Source organism: Nostoc sp. ChiQUE02 (assembly GCF_034531305.2).
Taxonomy (GTDB): domain Bacteria; phylum Cyanobacteriota; class Cyanobacteriia; order Cyanobacteriales; family Nostocaceae; genus Nostoc.
Window position 1 is genome coordinate 190,993 of the sequence record NZ_JAVRBN020000008.1, and the last position, 19,521, is coordinate 210,513.

The 19,521-nt window shown below is 41.9% G+C and carries 22 protein-coding genes and 1 pseudogene; 8 read left to right on the plus strand and 15 right to left on the minus strand.

Annotated elements, in window-relative coordinates; translation table 11 throughout:
* Window positions 1-783 precede the first annotated feature (783 nt).
* Window positions 784-1,089: a hypothetical protein gene (locus tag RM347_RS11365; protein WP_322721923.1), complete on the minus strand. Its 306-nt coding sequence runs from the start codon at window positions 1,087-1,089 to the stop codon at window positions 784-786.
* A 77-nt stretch (window positions 1,090-1,166) separates the two neighbouring features.
* Here RM347_RS11365 and hetR point away from each other — a divergent pair, with 77 nt between their 5' ends.
* Window positions 1,167-2,066 carry a heterocyst differentiation master regulator HetR gene (gene hetR / locus RM347_RS11370; RefSeq protein ID WP_322721924.1) on the plus strand — a complete coding sequence of 300 codons (900 nt, stop codon included), beginning with the start codon at window positions 1,167-1,169 and terminating at the stop codon, window positions 2,064-2,066.
* 512 nt (window positions 2,067-2,578) lie between these two features.
* Here the strand turns inward: hetR and RM347_RS11375 are convergent.
* The gene (locus RM347_RS11375) at window positions 2,579-3,214 is read right to left on the minus strand and encodes a hypothetical protein (RefSeq protein WP_322721991.1); all 636 of its coding nucleotides are present in this window, start codon (window positions 3,212-3,214) and stop codon (window positions 2,579-2,581) included.
* Between the two features lie 467 nt (window positions 3,215-3,681).
* Between RM347_RS11375 and rpsD the strand changes: the two genes are divergently transcribed.
* Complete coding sequence (gene rpsD, locus RM347_RS11380; protein ID WP_012408407.1) at window positions 3,682-4,290, plus strand: 30S ribosomal protein S4; 609 nt, start codon at window positions 3,682-3,684, stop codon at window positions 4,288-4,290.
* A 73-nt stretch (window positions 4,291-4,363) separates the two neighbouring features.
* On the opposite strand, the gene moaA is transcribed toward rpsD, so the two are convergent.
* Window positions 4,364-5,350 carry a GTP 3',8-cyclase MoaA gene (gene moaA, locus RM347_RS11385; RefSeq protein ID WP_322721925.1) on the minus strand — a complete coding sequence of 329 codons (987 nt, stop codon included), beginning with the start codon at window positions 5,348-5,350 and terminating at the stop codon, window positions 4,364-4,366.
* A 161-nt stretch (window positions 5,351-5,511) separates the two neighbouring features.
* Between moaA and RM347_RS11390 the strand changes: the two genes are divergently transcribed.
* From RM347_RS11390 to RM347_RS11400, 3 genes are all read left to right on the plus strand, one after another.
* Window positions 5,512-6,543 carry a hypothetical protein gene (locus RM347_RS11390; protein WP_322721926.1) on the plus strand — a complete coding sequence of 344 codons (1,032 nt, stop codon included), beginning with the start codon at window positions 5,512-5,514 and terminating at the stop codon, window positions 6,541-6,543.
* 439 nt (window positions 6,544-6,982) lie between these two features.
* Window positions 6,983-7,255, plus strand: a complete 273-nt coding sequence (locus tag RM347_RS11395; protein ID WP_322721927.1) for a transposase family protein — start codon at window positions 6,983-6,985, stop codon at window positions 7,253-7,255.
* A gap of 279 nt (window positions 7,256-7,534) precedes the next feature.
* Complete coding sequence (locus RM347_RS11400; RefSeq protein ID WP_322721992.1) at window positions 7,535-8,092, plus strand: ISAs1 family transposase; 558 nt, start codon at window positions 7,535-7,537, stop codon at window positions 8,090-8,092.
* Window positions 8,093-8,196: 104 nt separating this feature from the next.
* On the opposite strand, the gene RM347_RS11405 is transcribed toward RM347_RS11400, so the two are convergent.
* The 4 genes from RM347_RS11405 to RM347_RS11420 all read right to left on the minus strand — a co-directional run bounded on the left by RM347_RS11405 (window position 8,197) and on the right by RM347_RS11420 (window position 11,331).
* Entirely contained in the window at window positions 8,197-8,772 is a 576-nt protein-coding gene (locus tag RM347_RS11405; RefSeq protein WP_322721928.1) for a TMEM175 family protein, read from the minus strand.
* A 312-nt stretch (window positions 8,773-9,084) separates the two neighbouring features.
* Window positions 9,085-10,473 (minus strand): histidine--tRNA ligase, encoded by a 1,389-nt coding sequence (gene hisS, locus RM347_RS11410; RefSeq protein ID WP_322721929.1) that lies wholly within the window; start codon window positions 10,471-10,473, stop codon window positions 9,085-9,087.
* Window positions 10,474-10,605: 132 nt separating this feature from the next.
* Window positions 10,606-11,052: a DUF3598 family protein gene (locus RM347_RS11415; protein WP_322721930.1), complete on the minus strand. Its 447-nt coding sequence runs from the start codon at window positions 11,050-11,052 to the stop codon at window positions 10,606-10,608.
* Between the two features lie 105 nt (window positions 11,053-11,157).
* Window positions 11,158-11,331 (minus strand): hypothetical protein, encoded by a 174-nt coding sequence (locus RM347_RS11420; protein WP_416211946.1) that lies wholly within the window; start codon window positions 11,329-11,331, stop codon window positions 11,158-11,160.
* A 38-nt stretch (window positions 11,332-11,369) separates the two neighbouring features.
* Here RM347_RS11420 and RM347_RS11425 point away from each other — a divergent pair, with 38 nt between their 5' ends.
* Window positions 11,370-11,576: a hypothetical protein gene (locus RM347_RS11425; RefSeq protein ID WP_322721931.1), complete on the plus strand. Its 207-nt coding sequence runs from the start codon at window positions 11,370-11,372 to the stop codon at window positions 11,574-11,576.
* A gap of 22 nt (window positions 11,577-11,598) precedes the next feature.
* Here RM347_RS11425 and RM347_RS11430 read toward each other — a convergent pair.
* The 8 genes and pseudogenes from RM347_RS11430 to RM347_RS11465 form a co-directional block, all read right to left on the minus strand.
* Window positions 11,599-11,652, minus strand: a pseudogene (locus tag RM347_RS11430) (type II toxin-antitoxin system VapC family toxin); the annotation flags it as partial.
* Between the two features lie 69 nt (window positions 11,653-11,721).
* Entirely contained in the window at window positions 11,722-11,898 is a 177-nt protein-coding gene (locus tag RM347_RS11435) for a hypothetical protein (RefSeq protein WP_322721932.1), read from the minus strand.
* Entirely contained in the window at window positions 11,885-12,121 is a 237-nt protein-coding gene (locus RM347_RS11440) for a type II toxin-antitoxin system VapB family antitoxin (protein WP_322721933.1), read from the minus strand. Before RM347_RS11440 ends, RM347_RS11435 begins: the two co-directional genes overlap by 14 nt.
* A gap of 373 nt (window positions 12,122-12,494) precedes the next feature.
* A complete protein-coding gene (locus RM347_RS11445) occupies window positions 12,495-12,701 on the minus strand; it encodes a hypothetical protein (protein WP_322721934.1) in 207 nt (68 codons plus the stop codon).
* Window positions 12,702-12,903: 202 nt separating this feature from the next.
* Window positions 12,904-13,047 carry a hypothetical protein gene (locus tag RM347_RS11450; RefSeq protein WP_322721998.1) on the minus strand — a complete coding sequence of 48 codons (144 nt, stop codon included), beginning with the start codon at window positions 13,045-13,047 and terminating at the stop codon, window positions 12,904-12,906.
* 567 nt (window positions 13,048-13,614) lie between these two features.
* Entirely contained in the window at window positions 13,615-15,039 is a 1,425-nt protein-coding gene (locus RM347_RS11455; protein ID WP_322721935.1) for an aldehyde dehydrogenase family protein, read from the minus strand.
* Window positions 15,040-15,117: 78 nt separating this feature from the next.
* A complete protein-coding gene (locus RM347_RS11460) occupies window positions 15,118-16,152 on the minus strand; it encodes a nitrilase-related carbon-nitrogen hydrolase (RefSeq protein WP_322721936.1) in 1,035 nt (344 codons plus the stop codon).
* Window positions 16,153-16,205: 53 nt separating this feature from the next.
* Window positions 16,206-16,973 (minus strand): red chlorophyll catabolite reductase, encoded by a 768-nt coding sequence (locus RM347_RS11465; RefSeq protein ID WP_322721937.1) that lies wholly within the window; start codon window positions 16,971-16,973, stop codon window positions 16,206-16,208.
* A 372-nt stretch (window positions 16,974-17,345) separates the two neighbouring features.
* On the opposite strand from RM347_RS11465, the gene RM347_RS11470 reads away from it, so the two are divergent.
* Together RM347_RS11470 and RM347_RS11475 are read left to right on the plus strand one after the other, a co-directional pair.
* Window positions 17,346-17,849, plus strand: a complete 504-nt coding sequence (locus RM347_RS11470) for a hypothetical protein (protein WP_322721938.1) — start codon at window positions 17,346-17,348, stop codon at window positions 17,847-17,849.
* 46 nt (window positions 17,850-17,895) lie between these two features.
* Entirely contained in the window at window positions 17,896-19,500 is a 1,605-nt protein-coding gene (locus RM347_RS11475) for a sensor histidine kinase (protein WP_322721993.1), read from the plus strand.
* The last annotated feature ends 21 nt before the right edge of the window (window positions 19,501-19,521 follow it).

Consider the following 19,521-nt stretch of genomic DNA (forward strand, 5'->3'; position numbering starts at 1 on the left):
CATAGCCTGCTGCGTATTTTCCTTCTTTTATAGCAACAAACTAGCTACGAGATTCAAACCTCTCAAATAGACAAAACAGCGAGGTAAAAACATCCTTGAAAGTAGCCAATGAATTAGTTAAAACATGAAATTTTAAAATTTTTTCATGAAAAAAATATAAATTTATTAAAAAGCAATCTCTAAATAATTATCAGATGGAATCAAAAATATTTTATTAGATGTATGTCTAGTAACTAACTTTTCAGTTCTTAGCATAATCCAAAAAGCCTTATAGCTACGCGATTCAGTCTAAAATAATCGCGGCTTTCTGTGTCCAAGAATCAATACAAAAAGATAAATCAAAGTTAGATTTAAAAGTAAAAATAAAAATATCACCAAACCTTGATTTAGAAAAAATGTAAATTATTTAAATACAGATAATTGATATACTTTAAAAGAGATAAATTTTTTCCAAAGCCAAAAAACAATGATATGATAAGGAACAATATTTGAAAAAACAACAGGTATTTTGAAATTGGAATTATTTGCTCTACTTGATGTCTACTATCTTCCCTCAAGCCAACGGCTGATACTGCCGAGACATCGCTGGAGGTTGTAAAGGGGATAATAGTTCACAACGAGCCGTGTGGCTCAACTTCTATGGCTACACCTGGTAAGCGATTTCTTTTTAGACTACTCCCAATTATTTCTAGTCATCTGTGTACTACAAATAATTCGTCAAAGCTGAAAAAAAGCATCTTTTTCGAGTAATAGATATCCCAGATGAACCGTGCAAACTAGTTATTACTCCGAGTCGGCATAGCGCCATATTAGGTGTAAGCAGCTTGATATTGTTACTCTTGAAAGATGAGAAAAACTCCAGAGAACTGAAAAGCTTTGTAGATTACTTGCAAAACATTTGACTTCTGGGATGTAAACCGCCGTCAAGCTGAACTTGGTGATGTCTGTAATTTTCTGGTCAGATGCAGAGACAGTTATAGTCACAACCAACGAATCTGCCTTTGTACCAGAAAATATGCGAAAATGGTAGTTTGGACTACCACCGATTTCATAGTTATCGCATACTAATATAGTCTGAAGTAAAGACATTACCTTCAGCCAGGTGTATACTACCTATTTTCACTCGATTAAAAACTCTGTAAACGTGCTATTCAATTGTCTGTAATATGAGTAACGACATAGATCTGATCAAACGTCTTGACCCCAGTGCGATGGATCAGATCATGCTTTATCTGGCTTTCAGTGCCATGCGGACGAGTGGGCACAGGCATGGGGCATTTTTAGACGCAGCCGCAACAGCAGCAAAGTGTGCAATTTACATGACCTATCTAGAGCAGGGACAAAACCTGCGGATGACAGGGCATTTGCACCACCTGGAGCCGAAACGGGTAAAAATTATTGTAGAAGAAGTCAGACAGGCGCTAACAGAAGGCAAACTGTTAAAAATGCTGGGTTCTCAAGAACCTCGCTACTTGATTCAATTGCCTTATGTCTGGCTAGAAAAATATCCTTGGCAACCGGGGCGATCGCGCGTTCCTGGTAGCAGTCTGACCAGTGAAGAAAAAAGACAAATTGAGCAAAAACTGCCAAGCAATCTACCTGACGCCCAGTTAGTTAGCTCTTTTGAGTTTTTGGATTTGATCGAGTTTTTGCACAAGCGATCGCAAGAAGATTTGCCACCCGAACACCAAATGCCTTTGAGTGAAGCTTTGGGTGAGCATATCAAGCGCCGTCTGCTCTATTCAGGCACGGTAACTCGCGTTGATTCTCCTTGGGGAATGCCCTTCTACGCTCTTACCCGTCCTTTTTATGCCCCAGCAGACGATCAAGAACGTACTTACATCATGGTAGAAGATACCGCTCGGTATTTCCGGATGATGAAAAATTGGGCAGAACGGCGACGAAATGCCATGCGCTTGTTGGAAGAACTTGATATTCTTCCAGAAAAAATGGAGCAAGCTATGGAAGAATTGGATGAAGTTATCCGTGCTTGGGCAGATAAATATCACCAAGACGGAGGGATTGCAGTGGTTTTACAGACAGCTTTTGGCGAAAGAGAAGACTAGTACAATTGTGCAAAATTCCAAATTCCCAAAGGCGATCGAGTAACGTGACTTTGACCAACCTCTCTCCAACTCCTTTCCGTGTTGGAGAGGAGTATTATAGTGTTTTTCATTTATTTGAATCACAATTACCAATAGGGGCGTACATCTGTGCGCCCCTATAGTATGGTTTATTGGAAAAAATTCAAGTTTTGCCCAAATTTATCTTCAATATCTACTGATTATTGATGGAATTGGTGGTGCTGAACAAGTTTAGATAGACCAGTTCTCGAATCAGGCAGTGCTTGCTAATACAAATATTACTGCGATCGCCTAACTTTGCTATAGAGTCAGCAAAAGTAAATTACCCAGTCAGGTTGAGGCATTGTAATATACAAGGTTGGGTTGAGCTGTTGCTCAACCCAACCGATAAATTCAAATCGGATGATTTATTTTTGGTAGTCCCTGAATCGGGTTGGCAAATAGCCAACTCTATATTCAACCTGTATTTTCAATCAATTACAAAGCACTGTAATTTAATTAGTCCCGCCGGGTTGTGCTGGAACAAGCGGTTGCGTTGGAAATGGGGTATTCTCGATACTTGGACTTGATCCCGCAGGAATTAGCGTCGGCGGTGTAGATAAAGATGAAGCGCCAACAACACTATCATCAGCACTGATACAGGTATCTAGCGCTTGAGTAGGGGGAAAGTCGATTTGACTACGCAAGCCAACCACACACTGGCCAAAGCGCACGGGTAATAAACTACGTCCACAGTAATCTAAAACTGCCGGATTAGCTTCTTCCTTAATACTTAAGCTAACACCAACTACACAAGTAGCTAACTCTTCAGGACGCCGGGCCTTACCACAAGAAGAAAGCGCATCTGTCGCGGCAATTTGGGTTTCCTTATCAATTTTAACCACGCAAGCAGCCAAATCCCTTGGACGCAATGCTGCTGCACAACCTTGTGATGCCGCTTCTGCCGTTACGCCCACTTTTAGGAGGCGACCCGCACAGACACTATAATCATTGCTGTAGGAGGCAGCGATCGCTGTATTGGGTAAGATCGTTGTCAACCATCCAGCTATAGCCAAAACTGGTATTGTTAAATTCCTAAAGGTGGAACTGGCTTGTTTGTTCTTACCTCTATTAACCGCTTTATTGCTCATTGACATTGCCATTCTCCAAACACCCAAGGTTATGCTAACTCAAATATTTTAAAAATCCTCTGCAATTAAAGAATTTCAGCGGGAGCAAGCTATAGACATAATTAATTATGTCGAAAATTGTGTTAATATAACTGTTTGAAAGATAAGTAGGCAACGTAAAAAGTATTTCAGAGTAAGAATACTGCGTAAACCAATCTGATGATTGAGTAGCCTACGAAACTAAATAAACACAAAAAACTTATTGGCAGGAGTACGGCGGGGCACGTCGGAATTCAGGCTTGGAAGCCAGTGCGTCGGCTCTACCGACTTCAAACAGCTGGTGTAATGAAGATGCCTCTACATTGGTAGGATACGTCATACCAAAGCAAGCAGCCTCAAAAAACCAAGAATCCTCTGATTTTTAATCAGGGGAATGTCAAAATTGAATGTTTGGGTAAAGTTTAAACAGGATTAGATTAAGGAAACTCATGTCCCGATATAGAGGGCCACGCCTCAGAATTGTACGCCGCTTGGGCGATTTACCAGGATTGACTCGGAAAAGCGCTAGACGCGCTTACCCACCTGGTCAGCATGGTCAGAACCGCAAGAAGCGCTCTGAGTATGCTATCCGTCTAGAAGAAAAGCAAAAGCTCCGCTTCAACTACGGTTTGACTGAAAAGCAATTGCTCCGCTATGTGCGGAAAGCCAGACGTGTTACTGGTTCTACCGGACAAGTGCTGCTGCAATTGCTAGAAATGCGTTTGGATAACACCGTTTTCCGCTTGGGTATAGCCCCGACTATCCCAGCGGCTCGTCAACTGGTGAATCACGGTCACGTAACTGTTAACGGTCGTGTGGTTAATATTGCCAGCTACCAATGCCGTCCTGGTGAAGTAATTGCGGTCAGGGATCGGGCACAATCACGGAAGTTGGTGGAAGCTAACTTGCAATATCCCGGTTTGGCCAACCTCCCCAGTCATTTGGAGTTTGACAAAAATAAGTTGGTTGGTAAAGTCAACAGCGTTATTGAACGGGAATGGGTGGCACTACAAGTTAATGAACTACTTGTGGTGGAATACTACTCACGACAAGCGTAATAGTCATTTGTCCTTAGTCATTTGTCCCTAGTTATGTGCAAAGGACAAATGACAAATGTCCAATGACCAATGACTATCCACCAATTTGCGACATGGTGCGGGTATATGTACTTAAAATGCCAGAATTGCGCTGTTTAAAGTTAATTTCTGGTTTAATCCCGAGTAAATCTCTGACCTGCTCTTGTAATTGAGCGGTGCTGATACCAGATCGCAAAGCAGTTTTTAAATCTATTTGACCAGTTTCATTCAATAAACAGGGACGCAGCCAGCCATCGGCACTCAGGCGCATCCGGTTACAACGATCGCAAAAACATTCCGACATCTGACTAATAAATCCCAGTGTCCCCTTCGCACCGGGAATTTTAAAGACATCAGCTGGGCCAGCACCACGAACTTGGGATTCGGTCAAGCCCCAGCGATCGCGGATTTGTTGCCGTAATTCGGCTGAAGATACCCAACCGCGATCGCCAAACAAATGCAAATTGCCAATAGGCATAAATTCAATAAATCGAACATGCCACTGTTTGTCAATTGTCAGGGCGGCTAAATCTAGAATTTCGTGGTCATTGACGCCAGGAATCACCACCACATTCAGCTTCAGGGGGTCGAATCCGACTTGATGGGCAGCTTGAATTCCGTGCCAAACTTGTTGCCAACGAGAACGACCTTGGTTACCGATAATTTGATTAAAAGTGTCGGGATCAAGAGAGTCTAGACTAATATTAATTCTTCGCAGACCTGCGTTGTAGAGATTTTGTGCCATCGGAGCCAGCAAAAACCCATTGGTGGTCATTGAGAGGTCTTGAGTTTGGGGCAGAGTTGCGATCGCATTTACCAAATCCACCACACGGGGACGCAATAAGGGTTCACCCCCAGTCAAACGAAACCGATTAAAGCCTACTGGAATAAATACCTCTTGAATTAGGGTAAGCAGCTCCTCATCACTCAACATCTGTTGCTTGAGAATATAGTCCAGTTCTACTCCCTCTGGCATACAGTATTGACAACGAAAATTGCAGCGATCTATTAAGCTAATCCGGAGGTAGTCTACCTGGTTCATCGTTTTATTTTTATTCTCTTCGATCAATTAAAGACCTCACTGAGGTGGGTTACCCCTTTCTACTATTTTGTTGTAATTCAAAATACCGTACTCCCCCTTAAGTGTGAGTCCACAGATTGTGGCATAATAAGCCGATCGCATCCACTAGTTAGTCATCAATCGTGCAAGACACCGACTCCATCAACGACCTTGCTGCTGCTTTACTACAGCCAGCAGATATCAGTTTTGAACTGCCCGATCCAGAAGATGAACAGATTCTAGAGTCAGATTTTCAACAGCAACTCGAAATAGCCTGGCAGGTATGCGATCGCTTTGATTTGCAAACTGAAATCTGGCGGGGGCGAATTTTACGGGCGATCCGCGACAGAGAGAAAGTCGGTGGTGACGGACGCGGTACTGGCTTTCTGCGATGGCTAAAAGAGCGGGAAATCACCAAAAGTCAAGCATATTCCTGGATTCAACTGGCGAATAGTGCTGATACTCTCATCGAAGATGGTAAACTTGACCCCGGATCTGTAAACAACTTCAGCAAACGGGCTTTTGTCGAAACCTCCAAAGCTGTCCCAGAAGTGCAACAGATGGTGAGTGAAGCCGCCCAAAAAGGCGATCGCATCACCAGACGGGAAGTTCGTCAACTCAGTGATGAATGGACAGCCATGTCCTCAGATTTATTACCTGAAGCAGTCAAGGAAAAAGCAGCAGATAACACCCTTCCCCCGCGTTACATTGCCCCACTAGTGAAGGAAATGGAAAAACTGCCAGAATCGCACCAAAAGTTTATCCAAAAGGAAATTGCTGCCAATCCTGATGTGGATACCCTCAAACAAGTTACTACAGAAGCGCGTAACTTGGCCAAATATCTCAAAGGGGCGGCTCAAGTTCAGGCGCTGACGCAGGAAAATATTGATATTGAAACAGCTTTAGAAGAAGCGCAAAGAGTCGGCTGTTTGAGCATTGCTGCTGATTTGGTCAATCAAGCATCGCAGATTGAACAAACGATCGCTAAACTCTACATGACTTGGAAACGAATCGGCAATTTGGCAGATAGATTATATGTAGATACAGGCGCAAGTACACCCAACTTGCGATCGCTCCTCACTTGCTTGGAACCTCTGGGTGGTGAAATTATGGAATTGCAACTTAGTGGTGCGACTGAACACACTGTACGTCTGCAAATTCAGGAGACGAGTTAGGGAGTGGGGAGTTAGGAGTTAAAAGGGAGGTTAGAAACCGCGTCTACACAGACAAAACCCACCTCCGTGGGTTTCAAACACTCAATTTTGTTTTTGTCTTAGTCCGCGGAGACGGACTTTGTTTGTATAGCCGCGTAAAGCCTTCTCTACGAGAGGCTTGTCTGCGACACGCTGCGCGAACGCCAACGGCATAGCTTCGCTTAACGCGTCAGCGTGCCGGAGGCTCTATTCTATTCGCCAGAGCTTAAGCGATCGCAGTTCAATACTTCTCGGTTAAGGTGCATAGTCATTGGAGATCCCCCTTAGTCCCCCTTAAAAAGGGGAAAATAAGGCGTTCTTAGCCCCCCTTTTTAAGGGGGGTTGGCAGGGTGGTTTCATACAACGAGAGAAAAATAATAATGATTTGTAGAGGGTAGAGAAAAATGGATAACTAACAAGTATGAATCTCGTCGAACAATTACAGCAAGTCCCAGACTATAGGCACATCCGGGGACGAAGACATGAATTATGGTTAGTATTATTGCTCATATTGCTGGGAGCAATGACTGGGTATTGGGGCTACCGTCCACTGGAAGATTTTACCAAAGAACACAGACAAAGCTTAATTGAACTGTTAAACCTAGATGAGACAATTAAGTTTCCATCCTATTCAACGTTCCGACGAGTACTAAAAACAATAGATTTTCAGCCATTTACCGACTTGATTTTTTAATTGGGCATCAGTTTTTGTCCCACCAATACCAGGAGAACGTTTGGCAATAGATGGCAAAGGCATTCGTTGCACAGTTACAGATTACAGTCAGTCCTACCAAAACTTTATCAGTACAGTATCAGTTTATAGTCATGAGCGGGGCATTGTACTCAGGATGCAACCAATGTCCAACAAAAAAATTAGTGAAGTGGCGTAGGCGTAGCCCGTCGTAGACATCGTAAAACAATTAATCTCCGAGTTTTGTGGTCAACAAGTCGTTTTTACCCTTGATGCTTTACACTGCCAAAAAAAACTGTATCGCTGATCGTCGATAGTGGCAATGATTACCTGATTGGACTAAAAGAAAATCAACCGACACTCTATAAAATGGCTCAAACTGAATCACAACAGGATACTCCACTTAGCAGTGCCACAACTGTAGAGAATGTTCATTCTAGACTAGTCCAACGTGAGTGCAAGGTTTTTGCTGCCCCCGAACAACTTCAAAAAAAATGGTCTGGACTCAAAACTTTTGTGGTTGTCGAGCGTCAGGGTGAGCGCAATGATCAGCCATTCTACGAGCGTCAATTCTATATCTGTAGTCAATGTCTCGAAGCTCAACAGTTACTTGCCGATATTCAAGGGCATTGGGGCATCGAAAATCGGCTCCATTGGGTGAGAGATGTGACATTCAAGGAAGATTTTCCACCACGCCGTGGTGGAAATGCCCCTGTGAATTGGTCTATCTTACACAACTTTTTCATTACGATCGCACGCAAACTTCGTTTCCGAACTATTCCTCAAGCACAACGCGCCCTCTCCAATCAACTGCACAAAGTTTTTTCTTTCTTTGTATGAAACCACCCTGCCTTGCCAAGGGAAGCCAGCAGGGGGGTTTTATAAAGTGCATCTTCATACAGAATTGCTATTAGGTATTTTACTTGTGGTAATTCGTAATTCGTTTAGAGTGTGAGAGTCTTCTCAATGCGACGGTCAGGGATGAGCCACATAACTGCAACCAGAACGTATAGTATACAGGCAAACCATGAGTTCACAAAGGCAAGTGGAATTGCCACAGCATAGAACACCACCGATATTTTTCCTTTGAAATCTCGACCCACTGCGATCACTAGAGTCGAATCGCTGCCATGATAAGAAATGAGGGTGCGGGTAAGGATGAAGTAAGCGATTGCAGACAACAACAATACCGTACCATAAAGGGCAACTGGCATAGCAGCAAAGTTATTCTCACCCATCCAGCCAGTGGCGAAGGGGATTAGCGACAACCAAAATAGCAAATGCAAATTCGCCCAAAGGATACGCCCATTAACATGTCGGACTGCCTGTAAGAGATGATGGTGATTGTTCCAGTAGATGCCGAGAAAAATAAAACTCAGCACATAGCTGAGAAATACTGGAATCAGCGGACGCAGCGCAGCTAAATCGAACCCATGCGGCACTTTGATTTCCAGCACCATAATGGTGATGATGATGGCAATCACTCCATCGCTGAATGCTTCTAACCTTCCTTTCCCCATCTGTGCACGCCATCCTTTACCTCAATTGGAATGTTTTAAATATCAACTGCTGTGGCTAAAAAATACAGCAGCTATAACAATTAAACCTAAAAGTGCTAGAGGAACCCAGAGATTAGGGAGATCGGACAAACTCATAAAGGGCTTCCAAATAATACCAGTTTGAAAAATGATTGCGACTGATGAATTCACACCAAGTCAGATATACCAAGGCGATTCCTAATGTAAAATATAAAATCCCAAAAGCTACAAGTAGGGTGTGTTAGGCGAAAGCAACGCATCGCAATAGACACTCACTACTTGATAAATCAAATTTTAGGTAAGCCTTCTTTTAACTTCCTCAGCCAAATTTTCTAGTAGCACTTCTACTTGTTCGCCTGTTTTCAAATCTTTGAGCGAGGATTTTTGTGCTGCTGCTTCTTCAGAACCAATAATTACACAGAATTGAATCCCTTGTTTGTCTGCTAATTGAAATTGTTTACCCAAAGGACGCTTATCAAAGTTAGTTATCACATTAATTCCTGCCTGACGCAGATGTTGAGAAACTTTTAAATAAGTAGGCATTAAATCTTCTTGCATATTCACTACCATCACCTGGGCTGGTGTAGCAGCTAAAGTACTTAGAATCCCAGCTTTTAACAAACGACTAATTAAACGAGTTAAGCCAATAGAAATGCCTACACCAGGCATTTTTTCGCCCAAAAATACCCCAACTAATTCTTCATATCTACCACCAGAACAAATACTGCCTAAAGCTTCATGTCCTAATAAAGTTGTTTCGTAAACTGTGCCAGTATAGTAATCAAGACCACGCGCAATAGATAAATCAATACAGAAACGATTGTCGGAAACTCCCAGATTACGCACCCCTGCAATTACCGTTTCTAATTCGGTAACTCCTAAGCTCAATTGCTCAGTTTCTGGCAGATTTTGGGCGAGGTGCTTGAGCTTATCTAAGACTTCATCAACCGAGCCGCCAATTTTAATAAATTCAATTATTTTTTGAGCTTGCTCTGCTGAAATTCCTTCTTTTTCTAAATCTTGTTTTACTTTACTTTCACCAATTTTTTCGAGAGTATCAACAATCCCAATACAGGACTTAATTTGATTTTCGGCAATTCCCACTGACTTAAAAAAACCAGTAAGAATTTTACGATTATTGATGCGAATCAGAAAATCACCAATATTAATTGCTTCAAATATCTCACTAATAATTGCAGGCATCTGAGCATCATACAGCAAGCTGAGTTCACGACGAGCAACTACATCAATATCACACTGACGAAACTGACGAAAGCGCCCATCTTTCGCCCGTTCACCCCGAAAAACCACATCCGTTTGGTAACGGGCAAAGGGAAAGGTTAATTCATTCAAGTGACGGGCAATATACGCCGCTAAAGGAACCGTTTGATCAAACTTTAAAGCTCTTGCTTCCGAACCAGTTTCGCCCGATTTATCTCTCTCGGCTTGTCGATTTGGTGGCAGTATAGGATCAATTCCATAAATGATATTGTCGCCTTGATTACCTTTAGCTTGCAGCACTTCTAAACGTTCTACAGCAGGTGTTTCGATGGGCGTAAATCCATAGCTTTCAAAAACTCTACGGATGGTATCTAGCAAATATAATTCTAGACGCTTTTCGCTAGGAAGAAATTCTGGAAACCCACTAGGGGTAGAAAAGTTTATTTTGTCACTTTTTGCCATGCGTGTACCTTACTAAGCTGAGGTTTGAGATGAAAGCCTAACGATTGGAAGCCGTGTTTACACAAACAAAGTCCGCCTGCGCGGACTGGAGAATAATGAGTGTGGTTATTTCTGAAAGGAGAAATTAAATTACTATCTTAGCCGTTCTTCTTGAATTAGGGTGCGTTGAAAGATTTGATTGTTCTTAAACCAATGCCAAGTGCGGGCACGATTGTTATTGTCAGGACTAATGTAGATCATTTCATATAAGCTCATTTCTGGGTTTGTTTTATAACTAAACCACAAAATCACAATTGAATCATCGGCTTCCCAGGCTTTTCCGTCAATGCGATCGGTGTCAAACCAGAGCTTATTATCTTTATATATTCCTGGAAATTCATACTCCTCTCGTTTACCATCAGACCACTTGTAGCGATTTATTTGGTAATAGGGATGAGGACCATTTTCTGGAAATTGACAAGTTAAGTGAGACTCATACTTGTCGAGGATTTTTCCTGCTGTATCAATTAATGTATAAGTTCCTACCCAATCTCCTTCATGACGGGCAAGTACGGGCATTCCTTCTCGAATATTTGACATTGCAATTCACCTTTTATTGTTCTAACATCTGGAAAAATCGAGTAAAGTAATCGGGAAAAGTTTTCGCTGTACAACCAGGGTCTTTTATTACAAGGCTTGGAACCTTTAAGCCAGTGACAGCAAATGCCAATCTTCATTAAATAAGGCATTTTCTAAAATCGAGTCACCTGGGGCTAGGGCCGCGACGAGTAATGCCCGATTGGTAATACTTTTAAAAACAGGAATCTCTACCGTGGCATCTACTAGGCGATTCAGAACAGGGATTGCAATGGTATCCATTTTAAATCTCTGTGCAGGTAGTCAGCTACAACTTAATTATGTTCGCATATTATGAGTGGGGAGTGGGGAAGGTTGTCAAAGACGGCTTTAATCATCGCTGGCATAACTTGACGCGAAGCATAACGAATTCCGTTTGTAGCACTTGCCCGTCAGTTTTTCAGGATAAACTCAAGGTTGAAAGCGAAGGTGTTGGAGCGATCGCACTTGGGCAATGGTTTCAAAATCGCGATCGCTGTGAATCATAAGCAAATTATTTTCCAGAGCCGTTTGAGCAATGCAACAATCGATTGGGCTGCGAACGGTAAGCCCTTGGCGGCGCAAGTCATAGTAAATACGAGCAGCCGCTTGCCAAGAATGAATCGAAGGTTCAATATAATTTTGTGTTTCGAGCTAGGTGGAGAGGAGAGTCCATTCTTGCTCGTTCAGGCTACCTTGAAGCAATTCAAGCTGAGTGAATCGGGTGAGCAGAACTTCTCTATTAGCAATTAGGGTTTCAAGCTGCTGGCGAACTTGACCGTTGCGGTCGCGGAAGACTACTATCCAAACGGATGTATCAATCAGCAGCATGACGAGTCTCGCGCAGAGCTTTGTGGTCAAAGTCTGGGACTAACTGAATTTGTCCTGCGAGGTCGAAAAGGTTTTTCTTGCGGTGTGATGTTTCAGAGGAGCCACTTCGTGAACGCACAAGTTCTTGCAGAGCAAAATTGACTAGTTCTTCTTGAGTAGTGAGGTTGGTGAGTTGTAAGGCTTCGTTAAGGAGAGATTCATCTAGGTTAAGGGTAATTTGCATAGGTATGAGTTGAGATAAACACAATATTCTCCTCACATTTTAATCCGATAGACGACCGACTCACTTCAGGGCATAAAGTTACTCTAAGTAGGGCGTGATGAAGATTTAACGCTAATTAGTGCCGGAATCCTGACTAAAAATTTTGCAATGCAAAGAGTCTGCGAAAAATTGGGCTTCTGTATTCATCCCACTGCTGAGACTTCAGTCGTGCAGAAATTATAACTTAACGTGAAGCATAACGAATTCGTTTTTCTTCCAAGCGATGCCTGCGGCGGGCTACGCCTACGCATTTATCGTCGGCTTCTAATGTTCTTCTGTATCCACACCAATATCTTTCGTCAGTACCGCCGCCTGCGATCGCCAGTTTACGCTTTTATTGTCCACGCCCTGGCTTGCAATCTGCAAAAGCCAACGCCTCTGTGTCGAGAAAACTTGCGATCGCCATCTCAATAACTGCTTCGATTGGATATTCAATTTCAGTAGCACGAGCAATTAGAGCGGCACGAATTTGTTCAGGTAAGCATCCTAAAATAACTTCGGCATCATTGGGGGAAAGTTGCTCTTGGGATTTTGCTTGCATCGCTTTACTACCCTTCGGTTGGAATTTGAACGTTGTAAGGAGGTTCGGTAGCTCTATCTCCAGCTTCATTACCGAAATCTATCCTTTTAAGAATCTGGTTTGGATTGGTAGTCATAAATCAAAGCAAGGTCAACAGTAACCGACAGCGCTTCAACTCTAGCCGATGCCTCAGTGGTCGTCCAGTACTTTTAGGGTTGAAAAGTTACGTATGTAATACCACTAAGGACATTAAATACTGACAGATAGTCTTGTAGTAACTGCTGGTGGCTTTACGAATGCGATCGCTTTTGCGTACCCCGCCTGTCATCTCATATTCCCGGCTGTCTTTGCCATACTTCAACACCACGCCACTGACCAAGTGAACGAATGGACTTGTGTTCTGAACGAATAAGCTCGTGTTCTGAACGAATGGACTTGTGTTCTGAACGAATAAGCTCGTGTTCTGAACGAATAAGCTCGTGTTCTGAACGAATAAGCTCGTGTTCTGAACGAATAAGCTCGTGTTCTGAACGAATAAGCTCGTGTTCTGAACGAATAAGCTCGTGTTCTGAATGAATAAGCTCGTGTTCTGAACGAATAAGCTCGTGTTCTGAACGAATAAGCTCGTGTTCTGAACGAATAAGCTCGTGTTCTGAACGAATAAGCTCGTGTTCTGAACGAATAAGCTCGTGTTCTGAACGAATAAGCTCGTGTTCTGAACGAATAAGCTCGTGTTCTGAACGAATAAGCTCGTGTTCTGAACGAATAAGCTCGTGTTCTGAATGAATAAGCTCGTGTTCTGAACGAATGGACTCCTGTTCTGAACCAAAACTATGAAAATTCTTCCAGATGCTTTGGTTATCGTAGACGAAACTGTGGCAGAGGCGATCGCCATTGGTTAAGCTAATGAGTTACATAGTGATGATGGCATTGGTCACTCCCCATTCCCAAACCACCAAGGGTCATTAGTATCGTTAGTTTTGATCAAAATAGCTTTTTTTCGCATGAACCGTTTCAGCGCCGCCGCACCCATGCGTGACCCTCCCAAACCGGAGAATTTGAAGGCGTTTTTCTCTCCTTCATGCATGATGGCGGTGAGTCCAGCATCGTTGATACTAATAGCACCTGCATCTATCTGTTGAGCAACTTCTAAGGCTTCGGCTTCCGAGGCAAACACAGCAGCACTTAATCCATAAATTGAGTCATTAGCTAAAGATACTGCTTCCTCTACTGTGGAAAAAGGCATCACTGGCATAATCGGGCCGAAAGTCTCTTCCATCATCACTTTCATGGAATGATTAACCTGGGTAAGTACTGTGGGACGACACCACCAACCGCCACCTAAATCTTCAATGACACCGCCGCAGTGAATTACTGCTCCCTTTTCCACTGCATCTAAGAGATGGTCGCTAATAATGGCTGCTTGTCTTTCGGCGATGATGGGGCCAATTTCTCCACTTTCAACTGTGGGATAAGCTAGCCCCAGGCGATGGGCTTTGGCTACTAGTTGATGATAAAACTTTTCAAATATGGAGTCTGCAACGTAAATTCGCTCAATTGAGAGGCACGACTGTCCCGTGTTAACGACGGAACCCCATAAGATGGCTGAGGTTGCTAATTCTAAATTGGCTGATTCTAAAACGATCGCAGGATCTTTTCCTCCTAATTCCAAAAAAGCTGGAATAAACTGTTTTGCAGCCGCCTGTGCCACTTTTCGTCCTGTCGCTACACTGCCTGTAAAGCAGACCAAATCTACATTTTCAATCAAAACAGATCCGGTTGCGCCTGCTCCTTCAACAAAAGTTAATACCTCGCGCAATTTGGGAACAGCGTTGAGTGCTGTAGTCAGTGGTGCTACGAACCGGGGAGCAATTTCACTGGGTTTGACAATGACAGCACAACCCGCCAGCAATGCCGGAATGGTATCAATGGTAGACAGCAACAACGGAAAATTCCACGGGCTAATTATTCCAACTAGGGGATAAGGAACGGATGTTTGTTGCAAGGCGATAAACGGAATTGCTGTGTTTTTTGCAGTTTCTTGCAGCAACTCCGGTGCTAATCGACACCAGCGATCAATGCTAGATAGGAAGGAGTCTATTTCTAATACCGAGGTTGACAATCTTCCCGTATCATTTACCAAAGCCTCCGTTAAGCGATCGCGTCCAGATAATATCGCTTGCTTCCACTGCTGTAAAGCTTCAATTCTCCCTTCTAAACCCATTTGCTGCCAGCGGACTTGCGCCCTGCGGGTGCGCTTACATTGCTGTACCAGCAGCCTTGGGGGCGGCGGGATAATTACATAGTCAAATTTGCCAGTTCGCGGGTTACGGACTTCTATGGTTTTGTCATTAGTCATTAGTCATTAGTCACTTGTACTGAGCGAAGTCGAAGTATTAGTCATTTTTTATTACTCGCAATACCCCCATTCCCAAATTCAAATTATGCCTAATTGGGTTAAGCGCTCAATGGTGGCTTGCTGCGTTTGCAGGAAGTGTTTGCGGTCTACTTCTCCCTCCAGCATAGTATTAGCTGGGTAAAAGTGTGATTGGTTGTAACTTTCGGCGTATAGTTCAAATCGTTGGCGTGCAAGTAAATTATTTAACCCTGGTCGGCGGCGATCGCGGCGTAATGCTGCTAAATCAATCTCTGCAAAAGCTGCCATGCTTTCGCCTGCACCTGTCTCTGCTAAAACGATTCCGCGATGGTCAATGATTTTAGAACCACCATCAGCCGAGGCGATGGGGATGGCAATATTAGCGATGCCTGCGGTATTAGCTGAAACCACGTAAGCCATGTTTTCGACGGCGCGAGTGATTTTTGCCGCGTCTTTGGGCGTGAGGTTTTTGTTGTATACTTCCGAGGTGGAATGGACAAAAAGCTCCGCTCCTCGCATCGCCAGACACCGCGCCACTTCTGGATACAAAATTTCTTCTGATGCCAAAGCTGCCAAATTACCGATCGCAGTTTTAGCAATGGGGAAAACTCCTTCTAAACCATAGCAGTCGAGATACTTATCCCAAACATCATGGGGTGTGGGAGCAAACAAAGAATTCAGCCGCCGATACCGCAAGACAATTGAGCCAGAGGGGTCAAGAATAAAGCAGGTTTGGAAATACAATCCGGGAAAGTTGGGGTCAACTTCGTAGGCGTTACCAGCCAAAAAGATTTTATGCTTTTGGGCTATTTTACCAAGGGCCTCATATTCAGCACCAGCCATTTCTATACAAGCTTTTTCTGCCCACCCTGCTAGAGAATCTCCCATCGGAAAACCAGTGAGAAAATACTCTGGCAGTACAATTAAACGACAATCAAAGCCGATGAAAGCGATACTGGCAGCAATTTGTTGGGCTAGGCGGTTGATGGAGTTTTGTATGAGCGATCGCGCTTGGTGGCGGTCGCTTGTTTGGTTGACTGCATGACAGGTAACTTGCAGTGCCAAAGCGCGGTAGGATTCTAAATTAGTGGGCATAGGGCATAGGACTAAGGACAAATGACCAATGACAAATGACAAATGACTAATGACTAATGACTAATTCGATCGCCACCCCAGAGCGATCGCACAAGTTTATCTGTCAATTCCGATCCAAACATCTGTGCGGCAAATTTATTACCAGGGTCACGTTCAGCACTAGTACGCCGTACCAACAAATCACGAGTAGCCAAAGCCTCTCGTACATCTTCTGGTACAGGTTCAGCTGCATTTACCCAAGTTAGCCAGCGATCAAGTGTTTCATGTGCAAGTGTGCGAGTTAGTTCGAGAGTCTCAAAAGTAGGTGCGCCGGTGTAGCACAAGCTAACAGGCGATTGAAATAGGCGAACATACACACTTTTGCTGGTAAATACCTTTAGGCGCGAATCGTCCTGCAACTTCAAGAATGTTTGGTTAACTGGCTCATAGTAGCGATCGAGATATACCAAATCGGTTAAAAGCTCAGTCCGGGGAATGTAATCTATATAAAAGAAAATATTCGGAAGTGTGCCAAACTCAAAAGCCAAATGAGGAACCTGGATATGCGACTTCAACCAAGCGGTGAGACGCATGGTGCTGAAGTTTGATCTTTCAGGGTTTCCTAACCACGAATGAATTAGCCAGTCAATTTCTTCCGCCGAAAAAGCGGTGAGCGAACCCTTCATATTGCCATCGAGACTGCTGTATTGCTGTAAATTTTCTACAGAAGGGTCTGGATGTAACTGAAAACGAGCCTCTAGTTTTTGGCGGAGTTCCTTTGTAATCTCCCAGAGATGGTCAAATACAGCTTTATTGTCTAAATCTGTTGGTTGCTGAGTCATAGTTTGAGTTTGCGGCTTTTCTATAGACTTAATATTTAGTTTGACACTTTCTGGTATCTAGCTAGTTGCCCATATCGGGCAACATATTCACCGAATTCAGGACTGTGGTAAACAGCCCATCAACTAAACCATGATAAAGCTATTGCAGCAACATCCTTTTTTCACAGCAGAATTGCAGAAATCTCTATCAGTCGATGATTCTTCATTTAGATGCCTTTGCCTTTGGTCACAATCTCAGTGATAATACTGAAATTTTATGTAAAATTGTTTTTAATGTACTTAATTATAAAAATAAAAATAATTTTGTTGGTAAATATAGACAAATTAGAAGAAAAACAAATACTAATAAGTTAGTTGTTTTATTGTATATATATGGCTTTTGATTTAGATGAAACTTTTCAAATAGATATAGCTCAAATGAATTTAAAAAAAGCACATTCATTAGTATTTAGGTTGTATAATGAGCCGAAAATCCCTTTTGTAATTTGGTTACTAGAGAACCCTAGTAGCCTATTGGCATTACCTGGAAAAATTAGTCTGCGCCATCATGATTATATTCACATACTTTTAGGGAGGGGGATTTCTCCTCAAGATGAAGCTTTTGTAATAGGCTTTACAATGGGTAATGACTTAAAGACCAATCAACTCCATTTATTCATCTATCAATTCTTTGCTAAATTTATATATCCAGTTCCTTATAATTTTTCAAAATTAGACTTAAAGAATTTCAACTTAGGATTTATCTATGGTAGAAAGATTAAAGTTAAACAAATAAATGAGATTAATTTTGGAATGTATCAAAATGAAACCATAGAATTTTTAAGAGAGTGTTTCGGTATTAATACTGATGAAACCAAACTTATGCGAGAGTATTAAATTGGGTTAATGCCCAATTAAAATGTATTTAAAAAATAGTATCAAAATGCACCTGCCTTATAAACTGAGATTGGTTTCCTCTCAACTAGTAACTTTAACAGTACTACTGACATTACTCTTGTTTATTCCTCAAATTTGGCTCAACTGGCAAGCATATTATAACTTCAATAGTATTACTAAAAATGAATTTAAACTACAAAGATTGAGTGATGAAATTACTTATCTGGATGAAGTACTAACGATGTCAGCCCGAATGAACGCTGCTACAGGAAACTCTATTTGGGAACAACGGTATCGCCTATTTGAACCTAAACTTGATATTGCTATTAAAGAATCTATTAAACTGGCTCCTGAAGCATATAAAAATGAAGATGCCCAAAAAATTGATACTGCTAATCAGCGTTTAGTTACAATGGAATATCAATCTTTTGATTTAGTTAAAAAAAATCAAAAAGAGGCAGCACAACTACTACTTTTTAGCCGAGATTATGAAAATCAGAAGCAAATTTATGCTGAGGGGGTTCTGAAAAGAAAGCATAATATTTCACTAGAGTTACAGCAGAAGGTTGATGAATATTATAAAAGCATCTTATGGGCAATTTTAGAATCTATTATAAGTTTAGCCATGCTGGTTCCAGCATGGCTTTTAGTATTGCATTTATTACAGCAATACTTAAAAGCTAAAAAAGTTGCTCAAGCCGCTTTAGAAGAAACTAATTCTAGATTGGAAATAGAAGTTGCAGAGAGAACGGCAAAATTAAAACATAAAAATATTCAGCTACAGCAGACACTGCAAGAATTACAACACACTCAAGTACAACTTATTCAAACTGAAAAAATGTCTTCATTGGGTCAGCTAGTTGCTGGTGTTGCTCATGAAATCAATAATCCAGTTAATTTTATTTATGGTAATCTGACGCATGTTAGAGAATATAGTCAGCAATTACTAACTTTAATTAACTTATATCAGCAACAATATTATAATTGCAACCCAGAAATAACTACTCTAATTGATGAGATAGATTTAGAGTTTATTATTGATGATATGCCGAAAATATTATCATCAATGGAAGTTGGTGCTGAACGGATTTGCGAGATTGTACTAACTTTGCGGAACTTCTCGCGTCTTGATGAAGCAGAAATGAAACTTGTTGATATTCATGAAGGAATTAATAGCACCCTACTAATTTTACAGCATCGTCTCAAAGAAAAGCATAAACAGCAGGAAATTGCAATTATCAAAGATTATGGTAATTTGCCTGTTATTGAATGTTATGTAGGAGGATTAAATCAGGTATTTATGAATATATTGAGTAACGCTATTGATGCTTTACATCAACGGGAAATAGAATATTTAAAAGGAGAGATTGAAAAACAGCTTAGTTCTATTATTATCCATACTCAAGTTAAAAATGAAGAGTCGATAGTTATTAGTATTAAAGATAATGGTTCAGGAATAACTGAGGAAGTTCAAACTAGATTATTTGACCCTTTCTTTACTACTAAACCTGTAGGTAAAGGTACTGGCTTAGGATTATCTATTAGTTACCAGATTATTGTGGAGAAACATAAAGGAAAAATTAACTGTATTTCTGCACCAGGAAAGGGTACAGAGTTTGTGATTGAGATTCCGATCAAGCAGACGCGGTAAGCTAATATATACACTGTGCAG

Coding starts and splice junctions, on each gene's coding strand:
- hetR (WP_322721924.1), top strand. CDS start 1,167: ATGAGTAACGACATAGATCTGATCAAACGTCTTGACCCCAGTGCGATG.
- RM347_RS11425 (WP_322721931.1), top strand. CDS start 11,370: ATGTTCGCATATTATGAGTGGGGAGTGGGGAAGGTTGTCAAAGACGGC.
- RM347_RS11435 (WP_322721932.1), bottom strand. CDS start 11,898: ATGCTGCTGATTGATACATCCGTTTGGATAGTAGTCTTCCGCGACCGC.
- RM347_RS11470 (WP_322721938.1), top strand. CDS start 17,346: ATGGCTTTTGATTTAGATGAAACTTTTCAAATAGATATAGCTCAAATG.
- RM347_RS11415 (WP_322721930.1), bottom strand. CDS start 11,052: ATGTCAAATATTCGAGAAGGAATGCCCGTACTTGCCCGTCATGAAGGA.
- moaA (WP_322721925.1), bottom strand. CDS start 5,350: ATGAACCAGGTAGACTACCTCCGGATTAGCTTAATAGATCGCTGCAAT.
- RM347_RS11395 (WP_322721927.1), top strand. CDS start 6,983: ATGAATCTCGTCGAACAATTACAGCAAGTCCCAGACTATAGGCACATC.
- RM347_RS11460 (WP_322721936.1), bottom strand. CDS start 16,152: ATGCCCACTAATTTAGAATCCTACCGCGCTTTGGCACTGCAAGTTACC.
- RM347_RS11440 (WP_322721933.1), bottom strand. CDS start 12,121: ATGCAAATTACCCTTAACCTAGATGAATCTCTCCTTAACGAAGCCTTA.
- RM347_RS11465 (WP_322721937.1), bottom strand. CDS start 16,973: ATGACTCAGCAACCAACAGATTTAGACAATAAAGCTGTATTTGACCAT.
- rpsD (WP_012408407.1), top strand. CDS start 3,682: ATGTCCCGATATAGAGGGCCACGCCTCAGAATTGTACGCCGCTTGGGC.
- RM347_RS11405 (WP_322721928.1), bottom strand. CDS start 8,772: ATGGGGAAAGGAAGGTTAGAAGCATTCAGCGATGGAGTGATTGCCATC.
- RM347_RS11365 (WP_322721923.1), bottom strand. CDS start 1,089: ATGTCTTTACTTCAGACTATATTAGTATGCGATAACTATGAAATCGGT.
- RM347_RS11420 (WP_416211946.1), bottom strand. CDS start 11,331: ATGGATACCATTGCAATCCCTGTTCTGAATCGCCTAGTAGATGCCACG.
- hisS (WP_322721929.1), bottom strand. CDS start 10,473: ATGGCAAAAAGTGACAAAATAAACTTTTCTACCCCTAGTGGGTTTCCA.
- RM347_RS11375 (WP_322721991.1), bottom strand. CDS start 3,214: ATGAGCAATAAAGCGGTTAATAGAGGTAAGAACAAACAAGCCAGTTCC.
- RM347_RS11445 (WP_322721934.1), bottom strand. CDS start 12,701: ATGCAAGCAAAATCCCAAGAGCAACTTTCCCCCAATGATGCCGAAGTT.
- RM347_RS11475 (WP_322721993.1), top strand. CDS start 17,896: ATGCACCTGCCTTATAAACTGAGATTGGTTTCCTCTCAACTAGTAACT.
- RM347_RS11455 (WP_322721935.1), bottom strand. CDS start 15,039: ATGACTAATGACAAAACCATAGAAGTCCGTAACCCGCGAACTGGCAAA.